Origin of the sequence: Alkalibaculum bacchi (assembly GCF_003317055.1) — a bacterium.
Classification (GTDB): Bacteria; Bacillota; Clostridia; order Eubacteriales; family Alkalibacteraceae; genus Alkalibaculum; species Alkalibaculum bacchi.
The window spans coordinates 31,374-46,714 of record NZ_QNRX01000015.1; the positions used below are offsets into that span (position 1 = coordinate 31,374).

At 33.5% G+C, this 15,341-nt stretch carries 12 protein-coding genes; 10 read left to right on the forward strand and 2 right to left on the reverse strand.

Annotated elements, in window-relative coordinates; translation table 11 throughout:
* The first annotated feature begins 18 nt into the window (after nt 1-18).
* The 3 genes from DES36_RS10985 to DES36_RS10995 all read left to right on the forward strand — a co-directional run bounded on the left by DES36_RS10985 (nt 19) and on the right by DES36_RS10995 (nt 5,206).
* A complete protein-coding gene (locus DES36_RS10985; protein WP_113921252.1) occupies nt 19-1,275 on the forward strand; it encodes an amidohydrolase family protein in 1,257 nt (418 codons plus the stop codon).
* Nucleotides 1,276-1,491: 216 nt separating this feature from the next.
* Complete coding sequence (locus DES36_RS10990) at nt 1,492-4,827, forward strand: DUF4474 domain-containing protein (protein WP_113921253.1); 3,336 nt, start codon at nt 1,492-1,494, stop codon at nt 4,825-4,827.
* A gap of 106 nt (nt 4,828-4,933) precedes the next feature.
* On the forward strand, nt 4,934-5,206 hold the full coding sequence (locus DES36_RS10995; RefSeq protein WP_113921254.1) for a GNAT family N-acetyltransferase: 273 nt from the start codon (nt 4,934-4,936) through the stop codon (nt 5,204-5,206).
* A gap of 204 nt (nt 5,207-5,410) precedes the next feature.
* Here the strand turns inward: DES36_RS10995 and DES36_RS11000 are convergent, their stop codons facing one another.
* Nucleotides 5,411-6,274 carry an SDR family oxidoreductase gene (locus DES36_RS11000; RefSeq protein WP_113921255.1) on the reverse strand — a complete coding sequence of 288 codons (864 nt, stop codon included), beginning with the start codon at nt 6,272-6,274 and terminating at the stop codon, nt 5,411-5,413.
* A 592-nt stretch (nt 6,275-6,866) separates the two neighbouring features.
* Between DES36_RS11000 and DES36_RS11005 the strand changes: the two genes are divergently transcribed.
* From DES36_RS11005 to DES36_RS11015, 3 genes are all read left to right on the forward strand, one after another.
* Complete coding sequence (locus tag DES36_RS11005; RefSeq protein WP_242981761.1) at nt 6,867-8,570, forward strand: GIY-YIG nuclease family protein; 1,704 nt, start codon at nt 6,867-6,869, stop codon at nt 8,568-8,570.
* A gap of 666 nt (nt 8,571-9,236) precedes the next feature.
* A complete protein-coding gene (locus DES36_RS11010) occupies nt 9,237-9,467 on the forward strand; it encodes a hypothetical protein (RefSeq protein ID WP_146953637.1) in 231 nt (76 codons plus the stop codon).
* A gap of 522 nt (nt 9,468-9,989) precedes the next feature.
* The gene (locus DES36_RS11015) at nt 9,990-10,466 is read left to right on the forward strand and encodes an NUDIX hydrolase (protein ID WP_113921257.1); all 477 of its coding nucleotides are present in this window, start codon (nt 9,990-9,992) and stop codon (nt 10,464-10,466) included.
* 210 nt (nt 10,467-10,676) lie between these two features.
* Here the strand turns inward: DES36_RS11015 and DES36_RS11020 are convergent, their stop codons facing one another.
* Nucleotides 10,677-11,615: a transposase gene (locus DES36_RS11020; RefSeq protein WP_113921258.1), complete on the reverse strand. Its 939-nt coding sequence runs from the start codon at nt 11,613-11,615 to the stop codon at nt 10,677-10,679.
* A gap of 385 nt (nt 11,616-12,000) precedes the next feature.
* Between DES36_RS11020 and DES36_RS11030 the strand changes: the two genes are divergently transcribed.
* The 4 genes from DES36_RS11030 to DES36_RS11045 all read left to right on the forward strand — a co-directional run bounded on the left by DES36_RS11030 (nt 12,001) and on the right by DES36_RS11045 (nt 15,246).
* Nucleotides 12,001-12,687: a hypothetical protein gene (locus DES36_RS11030; RefSeq protein ID WP_113921259.1), complete on the forward strand. Its 687-nt coding sequence runs from the start codon at nt 12,001-12,003 to the stop codon at nt 12,685-12,687.
* 215 nt (nt 12,688-12,902) lie between these two features.
* Entirely contained in the window at nt 12,903-13,484 is a 582-nt protein-coding gene (locus DES36_RS11035; protein ID WP_113921260.1) for a hypothetical protein, read from the forward strand.
* A 40-nt stretch (nt 13,485-13,524) separates the two neighbouring features.
* Nucleotides 13,525-14,160, forward strand: coding sequence for a hypothetical protein (locus tag DES36_RS11040; protein WP_113921261.1), 636 nt, complete (start codon nt 13,525-13,527; stop codon nt 14,158-14,160).
* Between the two features lie 351 nt (nt 14,161-14,511).
* A complete protein-coding gene (locus DES36_RS11045; RefSeq protein ID WP_113921262.1) occupies nt 14,512-15,246 on the forward strand; it encodes a plasmid pRiA4b ORF-3 family protein in 735 nt (244 codons plus the stop codon).
* The last annotated feature ends 95 nt before the right edge of the window (nt 15,247-15,341 follow it).

Consider the following 15,341-nt stretch of genomic DNA (forward strand, 5'->3'; position numbering starts at 1 on the left):
AATATTAAGGAGGAAACTATGAAAAAATTTATAAATACAGTTATTTATGGCCATAATGAAGCAGATGAGATTTTAGTAGATAATGGAGTTATTAAGGCGATTGGCAAGGATCTTGGTCCATCAGATGAAATTATTGATTTAGGTGGAAAACTGATTACAGCCCCTTATGTAGATCCTCATTTACATTTAGATTATGTTTACACATTATCTGAACTTGGGCAAGAAGGTGCCGGTTCAGGAACTCTTTTTGAAGCAATTGAAATGTGGCCAAAATTTAAAGAAAATTTAACTGTAAATAGCGTTAAAAAACTTGCTCTTAAGGGGATTAAAGATGAGGTTTCCCAAGGTGTACAACACATACGTACACATATAGACGTTACAGATCCAAATTTCACAGCTCTAAAGGCGATGTTGGAACTCCGAGAAGAATTAAAGGATATAGTTGAAATTCAAATCGTAGCATTCCCACAAGAAGGAATGTACACATATAAGGGGGGACGTGATCTAGTAGAAGAAGCTCTTAAGATGGGTGCTGATGTTGTTGGAGGAATTCCACATTATGAGCCAGCAAGAGAATTCGGTGAAAAATCTGTTCACGACATCGTTAAACTTGCTATAAAATATGATAAGCTTATAGATGTTCACTGTGACGAAACAGATGATCCGCACTCACGTTTTGTTGAGTTGTTAAATGCACTTGTTCTAATAGAGGATTACGGCATACGAACTACAGCGAGCCATACTTGCTCATTTGGTTCAGCAGATAATTCATATGCATTTAGAATGATGGACTTGTTCAAAAAGAGCAAGATGAACTTCATTTCTTGCCCAACTGAAAATGCATATCTTCAAGGTCGTCAGGATACATATCCTAAACGTCGTGGATTGACTAGAGTAAAAGAATTTATAGAATCAGGAATCAATGTAGCATTTGCACAAGATTCAATAAACGATCCATGGTATCCGATGGGTAATGGAAATATGATGAATATCCTTGACAATGGAATCCACTTAGCTCAAATTATGTCACCAGAAGAAATAGAAAAAGATTTGGATTTAATCACATACAATGGAGCTCGATGCTTAAATATCCAAGACAGATATGGGTTGGATGTAGGCAAAGATGCAAACTTCATTATTCTTGATGGAGACAGTCCATTTGATGTAATAAGAAATCGTGCTAGAGTTCTTGCTTCTATTAGAAAAGGAGAATATCTATTTAAGCAAAAACCAGTAGAATATGATGTTAAACTTGATTTAGGTGTTAACTATTAATATAAATTTTATCCACCAGTTTCCTGGTGGATATTTTTTTATTTCAAAAGGAGTCAATTAAAAGATCGTAAAAAGAAAAATTAAAGTAGTATAAAAGGGTAAAAATTACAAAAAAGTGTATTATTACTATAAGTAATGTTTTATAATGAACACAATGAATATGACGGTTGGTGAGGCATAATATGCATAGATTTTAATAAATAAGGGGGAAATAGAATGAATGGCAAGACGCATATTTACATGGCTAATTTATTAATGGATGAGATTAAAAAAACAGGGAAGTTGACATTACCAGGTATAGGATCGTATAAACCACCTGCTGATGTCGTTGATGCAATTAATTCACATCCTAGTGCCTTTCGGGCAGGAGCAGTAGGACCTGACTTTTATCCAGATATGTTTGTTGGTCAAACAGTTATCCATGGTGAAAACTCAGGTATATGGATTACAAAACTATTTGAGGAGTATGGAAAGCTACCGCTGAATTATCCCGATAGAAAGAAATGTTATGCTTTTATTCTCGGATTTATGATTCACTATGCTGGAGATATGTACGGGCATCACTATGTGAACAAATGGGCTAAGGGTTGGTGGGAATATTCTGATAACAATGAAAAGATGAAAATCATTGCACGGCATGTATTAGTTGAAAAGTATATGGATCAAAAACTTCCAGAGAATATAAACGCGGAACTAGATGCACCTATATCGTTTTTACAGAATTGTTTCTTTAATTCATCTTTAAAAGCAGAATACTCAAAAGCACCTGTGACAATGCCTATAGATGCCATGGTTGACCTTGAGAAGGCAATTGTTGATTATCAGAACGGGAATGCTATAGGTACATATGATCTTGCAAATTATTTTAATGGATGGGTTGGAGATATTCGTAGGGCGTCAACAGAGTGGCTTATCACATGGCAAAAGGTAGCCCATATCATGAACGATGATTCTCATTCTATTAAGGAAGTACAAGACGTTCTTGACGCATGGGTAAATAATCATTTGCTCCTAATTATCGGTGTTCCAAAATGGGCTAAACTGATTATTGAAACAATAGGTGATATTATAGATGCACTAAATGTCTTAGAACCTCTCAAAAGAGAAATTGAAAAAATCATGTTCGAGTATATTTCATCCTTCATATATGTTGTTACAAACAAGCAGGTGAAAAATTTAGATGAAGCTTTAGAAATAGTAGAGCACATATTAACTGAACCTGCCTTTTACTTAAATAATGGGACATTATATCCAGAATACTATGTATCTGTAAAACTCCATATGGAAATGGGGAATTACGGAGGATCAAATGATACGCTTATTCAGTCATTTCATGCCTTCTATCAATGTCTAAATATGTGCAAACTTTGTCTTATTGGGCCGGATCATCTAAATGGATTTGTTCAAACTGCTAAAGACAATGTTCCTAAAAGAGTGACTGCAATACGTTTGAAAGCCTACAATGGTCAATACTTATGCGCAGAAGGGGGTGGAGGCGGAGCAGTTGTTGCAAATAGAGCAAAAGCCGATATCTGGGAGACTTTCGGGATTCTTGACAAAAATGAAGGAGTGCTCATGAGCGGTGACGTAATCAACCTGACTTCTCACAATGGTGCTTACCTATGTGCTGAAGACGGTGGAGGACGAGAAATTGTAGCGAACAGGGCAGCACCTGCAGAATGGGAACGATTTATCATTCAAAAAGTACAGGGTAGCGGAGAAATAAAGAACGGAGATAAGGTGGCTCTACGGTCCTACAATGGTATGTATGTTTGCGCTGAAAATGGTGGAGGACGTGAAGTCCTTGCCAATAGACAAAATGCAGGTATTTGGGAAGCATTTACTATTGAATTTGCTGCTGTTTCAACAGGTTTGTTTGAATATGAGAAACCTACTTATCCAAGAGGAGTAAGATATTTAAGAATCGAAATTGCAACAAGCAAGAAAAAATATTCTGGTACAGATGATAATGTCTATTTTGCGGTTGTGATGCGTGATGGACGAGAATTTGAAATACGCCTTGATAAGCCAAACTACAATGACTTTGAAAGTAACGACATTGACTCTTATGATTTTGACTTGCCACATACAATTGTACTAAATGAGATTGCAAGGTTTAGATTGCGAAAAGACTATATTGTAGTTAGTGATGACTGGCGCCCTAGTTGGATTAAAATATACGATGATGCAAACAATATTTTGTTTCAAAAGTCTATTGAAGTAGAGATAAAAGGAAAAACTCATTATAATATGGATGCTAATACGGGGCAAGCATTAAATCAGGTGTCAATCGATCCAAGGATTATATCATTTCTCTATAGTCTTGACGGAAAAGGGTTAGGAAAAGAGAATCCGACAAACTATGTACAATGGAGTAAGTTCCAATTTTATACAAATGCTGATTTACGTAATAGCGTATACAACAAGCTCTTTGTTAATAGATGCGAAGACAATCTGATATCTGTTCGACTAAAAGCATTTAATGGGCAATACCTTTCTGCTAAAGATGGTGGAGGAGGACCTATTGTTGCAAACAAAGACGCAGCAGATCTATCTGAGACTTTTATTATTAGAAGTCAAATGGAAGGCAAACTAATCAGCGGAGATATAATTTATCTTATTTCCTCTAATGGAAATTACGCTTGTGCGGAAAATGGTGGAGGCTATGAAGTTGTAGCGAATAGAACAACAGCTGCAGAATGGGAGCGATTTATTATTCAAAAGGTACAAGGAACTGGGGAAATTAAAGGCGGAGATAAAGTAAGCTTACGGTGTTACAATGGTATGTATCTGTGCGCGGAAAATGGTGGAGGTCGTGAAGTTGTCGCCAACAGGCAAAAAGTAGATGTATGGGAAACATTTACTGTAGAGATTGTTAAGACAGTTATTCCATTTTCTACAAGGGGAAGTGACATCTCTAAACTTACTACATGGGTTGGTTTTGACTATGATCCAATTCAAGGAATATTTTATTCTACATTATACCCTTGGCAACGGGAATTTGGATACTTTCCAATATATGATACTGCAGCTCCCTTAGTGGGTATTTACATACAATATGAAATAATTCGATTTCCATATCAAGGGAAACAATGGAAGATTGAGTTGTGGAAAGGGCAGTATGGGATTGCTGCTGGAGCGGAAATAGGAATCTATGTAGGGCAATTACAGGTAAACACAACATATAATACCTTTGATGATAGAATTAATGCTTTACTGGCCTACATGGGTGACGATACAGCCTGTGCAGAAAAAGACAATATGCTCCAGATGTCTTTTGAATTGAGAAAAAATGGACAACATGTTTTTACCAGAGACTCAAGTAATCCTGGTACAAATGGCTTTAAAAAGCATTGGTGGCTGACAGGATTTAAACCAGCAGTATTTACTAAAGCATCGGAATTATCTATGAATATAAAGATTGTATTAAAAGATCCAATAATGTGTGAAAGCTTTGTACGTAGCTTGAAAGATCTTGGATACAAAGATATTACAATCAATCAAAAGACTTCTGAAGTGAGCTTTGTATTTGATAAGCCTAAAATGTCATAGATAGGTAGCGTTGTATCTATTGCACTCTCATATCTAGAAAAGGTTGATTCATTTAAGCAGGTGTGGGTAAAACATATCTATCAGAATATAAAAAGAGGTGCATATATTGTTTACTATTAATAGGGGGACGAATAGATTTTACATCGGAGATTCAGAAAGTCCACTGGCGGAAATGACATATGTCAATGCAGGGGATAAAATTATTATCATAGATAGTACAAAAGTTTCAGATCAATTAAGAGGACAAGGAGTTGGAAAGATACTTTTAAAAGAGGTGGTTTGTTTAGCCAGGGAAGAACATAAAAAAATTACGCCACTTTGTCCATTTACAAAAGCAGAAATGAACAAAAATGCAGATTATACAGATTTAATATATTAGTATCCTAAAGTATCACATGAACCCTAAAGGCCTTGAAAATAGAGGCCTTTTTTGTAAAATAAAGTACTACTTTAAGTAGAGGTTAGATTATAATTAATCTAGTATTTTATTTAATTCTATTAGTACTAAATGTTAGCAAAGTTACTTTACTAACATTTAGCGCATAGAGGTGAGTCTTAAAATTGAAATACTCTTCTTAGTTTATTAAGAGCTTACCATAATTCCACCATTAACATGGAGAACTTGTCCCGTAACATAATTGGAATCTTCTGAAGCTAAATATACATACGTAGGAGCGAGCTCAAAAGGTTGACCAGGTCTTTTCATTGGTGTATTTATTCCAAATGAAGAAACCTTTTTTTCATCATATGATGCAGGGATAAGTGGTGTCCATATTGGTCCAGGTGCAACGGCATTGACACGAATTTCTTTTTCTACTAGATTAAGAGCTAATGAACGAGTAAAAGATACAACTGCTCCCTTTGAAGACGAGTAATCTAGTAAAGTCTTGTTTCCTTCATAGGCAGTGACAGAAGCAGTGTTGATAATGCTACTACCCTCTTTTAGATGGGGAAGAAGTGCTTTTGTTGTATAAAAGAAAGAGAAGACATTTGTTTGGAATGTTTTTTCTAACTGTTCAGAGCTAATATCTAAAAGGCTTTGTCGTTCATACTGAACTGCTGCATTATTGACTAAGACATCGCATTTACCATAGAAATCAATAGTCTGAGAAACGATTTCTGAACAAGAATTCTCTTGAGAGAGATCCCCTTTAATGAGGAGACATCTTCTACCGTAGTCTTCTATGATTTTCTTGGTCTGATTTGCATCTTCGTCTTCATTTAAATACACGATTGAAATATTAGCGCCTTCTTTGGCAAAGGCAATGGCCACAGCTTTCCCAATGCCACTATCTCCTCCTGTAATAAGAGCCACTTTATTTCCAAGCTTTCCACTGCCGACATAACTAGGATTATCAAATATTGGATTAGGATTCATTTGAAATTCAATTCCAGGTTGTTGATTTTGATGTTGAGGAGGAATATGATTTGGAACTTTTGGATACATTCTAATTCTCCTTTATAATGTAATATAATTTGACGAAAAAATCATAATATAGTGTTTCACTCTTTTTTGGATTAATTCATTAAATACCTATACGAGCTAATAGCTGAAATTTAACTTATTATATAAGACGACTTTTAATTTATACTCATTATATTTATTACTATATATGCAGTAAATTTGAGAACCTAGTGATGGGTTCTCTTTTAATTTGAAAAGATGGATAGATACCTATGGCATGAAATAGAGATAATGGTGAAAAGAAATAAATCTAAATAAATCTGAGCTTTAGAAAATAATGCTCCTTAATGCTATACATCTAAATAGTTATTTAAACTAGAGAGGAGTTATGGATAATATTACTAGTCTCGTCGCCAGTGTTACTCCCTACTTTTGTTGTTGGAGAAGAATGTATGTTTGATCATGCTTTCTCATAGAATCAAGAAATGTGCAAAGATAATGATAAAATATTGTAATTCATTAAATAGAATATGATATTATAAAAATATATATAAATTCAAGGTGTACCTTAAATTTTTCTACAGAACTTATATGGTAGAGATTTCATATAAAAATATAATAGAAGGAGGCAACAATGAGCGAGCAAGGTAAAAATATGAGTTATAAAAAGAAATGGTATTTATCTACATGGATAATCGCTTTGTGCTTTACATTATGGTTTATTTATGGAGTTCCTTTAGTAGTAGGAATTATTCTCCTGATTTTACAAAAACGTGAATTAAAAATGCTAATTAAACAACATAATGATAACGTTAATATTTTAGATGAAATTGGTGTTGAAAGATATGTGGAACTAACTGATAAATTAGAAAAAATCAAAAATGATTTTGACTGTGAAAAGAAAACACTGATCTCTGAGATTGATCATTTAAAAGAAAATCGCCACTCTGAAAAAGAGAAGCTTTTACAAGAGGTTGAGGATAAAAAAGCATTACTAATTAATGATATTGAAGACATGAAAAAGAACAAGGAGAATCAAGTTAAACTTGTTAAAGAGCATCAAATTATCATTGATGAACTTACTACATCAATAGAAAGATTAAAAAACGATAAAACTAAAAAAGAAGCACAACTAAAGACACAAACTAACAAATTAAATCGCATAAAAGAAATATATAAAAGCGTAGAATATTCGATAAAAACATATTTCGAATATGATTCAGTTTATGAAAATATCATTTTACCTAACTCTATTTTAGAGGAAATTGAATTAATATCTCCTTCCGTAATTTTAAAATTACATTACATGGATATAAAAGATTTACGAAAGACTTTTAAAGAAAATGACAAGGCTATTGAACAAATCTTATCTCAGTATCAATCAAGATATACGACTAAATCAAATAAGGCAATCTATCAATTAATGGTTATTGCATTAAAAGCAGAACTTCAAAACATCCTCTACAATTTAAAATATGATAAGCTTGATATTTCTTTGGAAAGCATTAAAACTATTAGTGAAAAATACTTAGTAATCGCAGCTGAAGGAAATCAAAATATTGCAAGTACACTAACAAAGTTTGTTGGACAAATAGAGTATCTTTTTATAAATGCTGCAAAAATTGAATATAACTATTATGTAAAAAAAGAGCAAATCAAACAAGAACAGCTTGCTATTCGCCAGCAGATGAGAGAAGAGGCAGAAGAAAGAAGACTGCTTAAACAAGAAAAAGAAAAAATCGAGCGCGAAGAATTGAAGTTTAAAAATGAAATTGAAAAGACACATGAATTAATGAGTATTTCAGATGATATAGATGAATTAGAGAAATTAAAAGCAAGAATTCTTGAGTTACAAGGGCAACTCTCCGATATTACCTTGAAGAAAGATGAAATAACAAATCTTCAGAATGGTAAAGCAGGAAATGTTTATATCATAAGTAATTTAGGTTCATTTGGAGATCAAATATTTAAGATTGGGATGACAAGGAGGATTGATCCTTTAGAAAGAATCAATGAGCTAGGTAGTGCATCTGTTCCCTTTAAATTCGATGTTCATAGCTTTGTTTTTTCTGATGATGCAGTTAATTTAGAAAACGAATTGCATAATAGATTAAACAACAGGCGAGTGAATAAAGTAAATATGAGGAAAGAATTCTTTAATTGTACAATTGATGAGTTGGAAAATTTAGTACTAGAACTGGATCCAACGGCGGAATTCAATCGTACAATGGTTGCTGAAGAATATCGACAATCTTTATCTACTGTAGAAAATTATACGGTTAATCATTGGGAAAATGAGGGTTATAATGAATTAGGTGAGGATGAAATAGATGAGTAAAACGTTAATGGGGAATACATTTCAGAAACCTACTATTTAAATAATTTCTTCTATTTTCCTTGTAGCTGTAGTCACATAGGTCTCTCATAAGAAAGATTGAGATTGCTTTATATTCGGTAATACTGTAGCAATATTTTATTTTAATGAGTTCGAGATTGTCTATGTTAAACGTTTTTGATACTTAAGAGTGGGATGCGACTGTTAAAATCAGAAAGTGCAAAAAAGCATTAGTTGTTAGATTTTGGTTTATAATGATCCTTTTCTAATTTGTCTAACATTTTTGCATATGACGTGGTGCAAGGGTTGCAATTTTGCATCTTGAGGTTTTTGGTATGTAATTTACAGCCTTTTTTTATTATTATATACGAGTATATGTTTGACTTTGTTACTATAGATACTTACAAGTTATGTCATTAATTTTGGGAAAAAGTTGTGATTTGATAGGCTTTACATGATAATAAAAGAAAAGGGATAAAAGATGAAAATGTCCTATGTCCAAGTTACAAACAAATCTTTGCAAATAATAGGAGGATTGTTATACCTTTTGTCATAATACAAAGCTGTAATTAGTATTAGAGAAAGGACGGACGGCAGAAAATGTTGAATTGGTACAAAAATTGGAGAGAAAAGATTAGAACAGAAAGTGTCCTAAAAGGACTTATTAATATGAACACAACATTCATAAAAAGATACAAGAGCGGGATTGATGAGGTATATATATTTGAAGGAAAAAAATGTATTTCAGTTCGTCTTAAAGAGAGCTTATGGGAAGAAGTATCCCAGCTCGGTGTAAGAAGAAATCTTTGGGATAAGCACGTTATGAGCTATGATGTGGCGATTAGGGAATATGACAAACTAAAGGAAGTAAAAAAGAAGAGGGAGAGCAATATTTATTGAGGTGAGCGCTTTGTTTTAGAGAGGCTTTTGAAATGGCCCTTAGAGGGAGGTAGCTGTGAGGTGGCTCGCTAGGGAAGGGGAAAATTGAGTCACAAAAGGCTACCTCTAACCTTGACGTGATATACTCCCCCTATCCTAGGCAGTTTAAATAATAAAAATTGTTTACTATAGGGCGAGCATATCACCCTAACGAGTCATTTACTCTTGATGCATCCATATTTTAAATATAAGTGACCTAAAATTCAATGAGCGATTGATCTAAATTTCATTTGGTAAATGCACTTACATCTGGTGGGTTTAAAACTTGACCCCAAATTTCACGTCCCTTGTGAGTCTTCCATATACTGATTTATCAGACAATGATATTGACTCAATTGTGGATGTTTTTAAGATGGCTGCGAGTAAAGTAAACATCCAAAAATTAAAATATTATAAGATATAAGGTCTTGAGGCGGTGAATAGCAATAAATTGTATAGCATTTAAAGATTGTGCTATGTACGTTAATAAAAAGGAGGCAAGCAATGAAAGTAAGAGAAAGGGCAAGTGCATTACTAATAAGTAGTAATAATAGAATTTTCTTATTTAAATTTAAGTTTTCTTCTATGTTCGAAAATGGTAAAACACTTTGGATAACACCGGGGGGAGGAGTCAAAGAAGGTGAAACATATGAAGCGACATTAAGACGTGAACTATATGAAGAACTGGGATTAGAGATTTTGATTGAAAGTAAGTACGTATATGCAAGAAAAAAAGTGTTTACTGATAAAAAAGGTATAGAATTTTTGTCCGATGAAAGATATTTCATAGTAAAAGTAAATAATGAGATAGTAATATATGAAAATATGACTAATAATGAAAAAGAAAATACAAAGGCGGGTAAATGGTGGTCATTAGAAGAAATTCAATCTTCTAATGAGAAATTTTTTGTTGATGGGTTAGATAAGATATTAGAAAATATACTTTCTAATAATATTCCATCCTCTCCTCAGGAAATATAAGTCTCATGGAGTCCTGACAAGGTCTTATTTTAGTCCAGGTACAAAGAGTAGAGTTCAATATAAGGTAAACCAGTTTCATGTCAGAATCCCAAATGGTGCTAGGGACACATTTCAAGAATTCACTATTTAAATAAATTCTCCCACTATTTTTGCAAGATAGTGGGAGAAAGATATTAATTAGTGGTGAGTTGATATGAATATAAAGAATACTTAAGCAGCTCGAACTGCACTAAGAAGTTTAGGAAGCAGATTCTTATATCTAGCATCTTCAGTTAGTAATTTGAAACCTTGATTACAGAGGCTTGCTACTCTTGAAAGAGTTAGATTGCTAATTTCTTTACATATTTCCTTATAGCTGTAATCACATAAATCTCTCATGAGAAAGACGGAGATTGCCTTATATTCCGTGATAGCGTGGCAGCATTTTATTTTAATCATTTCAGGGTGATCTATATTACACGTTTTTGCTATTGTTGCAAGGATTTGCTGTGGTTGTAGGTCTCTATAGTATATGTAGCGTTCGCTACGGTATTCATATGGTTCAGTCGTAATATAGCGATCTATTATTTCAAATAGCTTTTGTTTCTGTATGACATTATTGCAACTAGTTACGAACTCAGCATAGATTTGCCGAGCCACTTTTGGGTTTTTGTCAAACTGGGAGAGAATAAAGTCAGTATCGAGGATGCCTAGGTCATCAGGACGATGGTTTAAGTAGACGCCGTAGGAACAGAAATAATAAGTGTAAATGCAGTCATGATAATTAGGTAAGGACTTAGGATTATTGTGAATATAAGCTGATACTGTGAGATTGTATTCGTCTATATCGATTACTTTATTATGGAATCGATTCTGAAAAACGTGTCCGTGGCGTCGATATTTGCGATTGTAGTATTGAGCATAACAGAGGTTTACGCCGTGCATGAATTTTGAAATGTCGCAACCCTTTGGATCAAGTTGAATATGGACATGGGTATCCATGAGGCGATAGGCTAAAACTTTACATTCAAATTTTTTACAGTAAAGTGCCATTAGTTGTAGGTATTTGATTTTATCGTTGTCATTCTTCAAGAGCCGGATTTCACTAATGCTTCTGCACATGACGTGATGTGGGAATTCTGGATCTTTTCGTCGCGCTGTACTTGGCATGAAATTCACCTTGTTTTTTAATCATTACATACGAATGTTTGTTTGGGGGGGTTCTCATAAAACGCAATTATATGCAATAGCTATTGTAAATATGTTGTAATTTATTGCTATACATATGATAAAATAGTAAAAACATGAGAAGTGTCCCCTATGGGTATAGATAAAATTGACTTGATAAAGAAAGCTATCCTTGCCCGTGCTTTTCGTGGTGAGTTAGGAACAAATGATTCGAGTGAAGGGAGTGCAGTGGAGTTGTTGAAAGAGTGTTTATAGCAAATACTGAGATAATTTTCTGAGTGTTAGTTTTGTCTGTTACTAAAGTTGTGGTGACATAGTCTTTTTTCGTGTATTAACCACTTATTTGAGGCTATACGGAGGTAATTTAATGGACATTTTAAAAAATATAATGATAGCTATTATTAGTGGTGGTTTTGGAATAGTTTTGACTCATGTTTTTTATAAGTCAAAACTAAGAAAGGAACAAGAGGTAAGGTTTCAGAACACAATAGGAGATAATATGGCTGAGTCTTTATTGGCTGTTAGAGACATTGGATTAAAGGCGAGTGTGGTTGAAATATATGATATTGATTATATATTAGAAGAACAAAAAGGAGAATTTGATTTTTCTAGTAATGCACAGTATCCCTCAATAATGACTAATAGAGAAATTTTTTTAGGATTTCATAGTGAGCTTATGTCTGCAAGAAGGATTTATGGTAAGAACTTACCTCGTGACGTTGCAGCTTATATTTGGTATGCAGAAAAATATTTTGGACATCTTATAGGATATCTTGGTTCACTTGACAAAATTGATTTGCCTACTTTTGGAACGATCTTTTTAAAAGACATTCAGGAGTGGCAAATTTCTTTTGACAGAATGTTAGTAAAAAGAATCAATTCAAACCCAACAAAATTAGAATTACATAGTGGAATAAGATGGAGGATTGAAAAGAAAAAAGTGTTAAATAAATTATGGGGAAAAACTATATTGAAGAAAGTAATTAATAATGAACAAGATGAGTATATGGATTTAGTGTGGGAAGTTATAAATGATATCACTGAAGACTCATAGCTATAGGGCACATGCTCGACATCTACCCAAATGGGAGTGTTAAGAATAAGTCTTATAAGGTACCCAGTTAAGTAACAATTAAAAAAACAATTTTTACTAGTAAGTGTAACTAGCTGGTAACTTTAATATGCGGTTTGTAAATAACTTTCGTGTACCTCTATGGTTGTTATGAGTCTTTTAGACAAGCTGTTATAGGAATAGTTTGGAGGATAAAGATGGATATTGCACTAGAAATGATTGCGCTTAGTACAGAACTTGCAAGTATAGTCGGTAAGAAAAGTGTCGAGGCAATTTTTGATAAAATTCGAACAGTTAAGAAAAAAGGAAACAGTGATGAGATAATTGGTAATCTCGAAGAAATTATTAGTGAATTAATATCAGATAAAAACCAATTAATTCATATTTCGCAAGCGTACGAAGAACATATTATATCACAGAAAATATCTGATGACGAGATAAATTACATCACTACTAGCATAATTCCAATTTTAGAAAACTTGTTAGCCCAAAGCGAAGGTCAGGATACGATTAAGATGCAACAAGGTCTTGATCTTATCAAGCAAATAGTATCAAAAGAAACTTTTAATATAATGCAGATATTGGGATTTGATTTTAAACACGCAGTTGGTGCGCCTCTGACAGAACTAGTTGCTTCATTAATCACTTCTAAAATATCTAATTCTAACGTAAGAGCATTAGATTTACAAGTGCTAGAACAACAACGTGAGATTGAATATTTAAAAATATGTCAGGATAAAGAGGCTTATCAAAGACTATTAGAAGTTTTTAATAAATGATGATTCATAATTAATCGATAAATCTAAAAGGGGTGGACTGGTGGATAATTTATTAAAGAGCGTAAAGGATAAACTTCTTTTAAAAAAAGAAATAATTAAAACATCAATAGAAATATTTACAAATTTTGCAACTATTATTTCTGCTATAGTTGTATTGTTTACATTATGGGAAATGCAGATACAACGTAACAATGCATACATGCCTGATATTATTTTTGAGCCAACTCAAGTGAATATTTCATGGGGGGACACTACCAATATAGTTAATCCATTTGTTAACCCTGAAGAAGTTGTCAATCCTATATCTGTAAAAGTACCATCAAGGAATGTGGGGGTAGGTGTCGCAAAACACTTAACATATTCCATTGACATATCTACGTATATTGATTGGATTGAATTGTGTAAAGAGCTTAATGATGAAAATCAATATACATATACCCGAAATGAAAATCAGTATGCTGTAACAATAAATAATACAGATATAATGTTTAGTCCTACATACGAAATAAATAAAGTTTTTTTATTGCCTAATGCAGAAGAATCATTTGACTTTGTGATACCAATTCAATATATTACATTACTCCAGGAAATATATTCGATTAGAGGTAGAGAACATGTTGTTATTCCAAATATTAAGGTACTAGTTACTTTTACTGACGTACAGGGAATTAAGTGACCCATTAGGGACGTGAATTTTTGGGTCATGACCCATTAGGGACGTGAATTTTTGGGTCAAGTTCTTGGGCCATGTCAGGCTAAAAGACTCACCTGGGAAGGGGAAATTGCTTAGGGTGGAATGTTTTGAGCCCAATACCTTAAAATAAAAGAAGACGAAACCTTCACTTGAAGCCTCATCCTTAATGTGGTAATTTGCAAATGAGAGTGGATCGGCACTTGAGAATCTAAAAGCCTGACTTGAAAAAGTCCCGTCCCTCACACCTTCCAATAATAATATATTAGTGTTTTGGTCAATACTTAGGAGGGTAAAAGGTATATAAAATTTAAGGTAAATCTAGGAGAGTAACTAATGAAATCTTATATTATAAAAATTGAATTAGAAGAGTCTAACCCATTAATTTGGAGACGAGTTGTTATGCCAGCTGGAGCAACATATAAAAGGCTTCATGATGCTATACAAAATGCAACTAATTTTCTAGGTGGATATCCTAGTGATGGATATCATCTTTATGAATTTGATCTTGCTGAGCAGAAAAAGATTGTTACTGATAATGATGAAGCTTACCTTGAGCATCATCACTATAAGAGAAATAAGAAAATATACGATAAACGTTTGAAAGCTGCATCACCAGATATGTTGGAGTTCGAAAAACGCTACCAGGAACGTTTAAAGATTCAGGTTTGTAAGCCTACGGGTTTAAAAATTGATGATTATTTAGAGAAGCATAATATAATTAGGTACAATTATGACTTTGGGGATGGTTGGCATTTCATTGTAAAGCTTGAGGAGATTGTGGATGATTATTATTTTGGTTTTCCGACGCTTCTTGATGGGGCAGAGACAGCTCCACCTGAGGACGTAGGTGGAATCGATGGATTTTATGAGTTTATGAAAGTATACTATGATAAAGAGCATCCTGAACATGAGGACACAAAGTTGTGGGCAAAATCTCTTGGGTTCATTGAGTATGATCCCGACATTATCAATACAAGATTGAAATGGATAAACTATAAGAAGACAGAGTGGGATAAAATTAACCATAAGAATTATCAAATTGTAGAAAACAAGTATAGAAAGAGGTAAAACAGTTTTAATAGGAGCCCCACTAGGGAAGTGAAATTTTGGGTCAAGTTATTGAGCCACTTCAGGCAAAAGTTTCACCTTGGAAGGGGAAATCA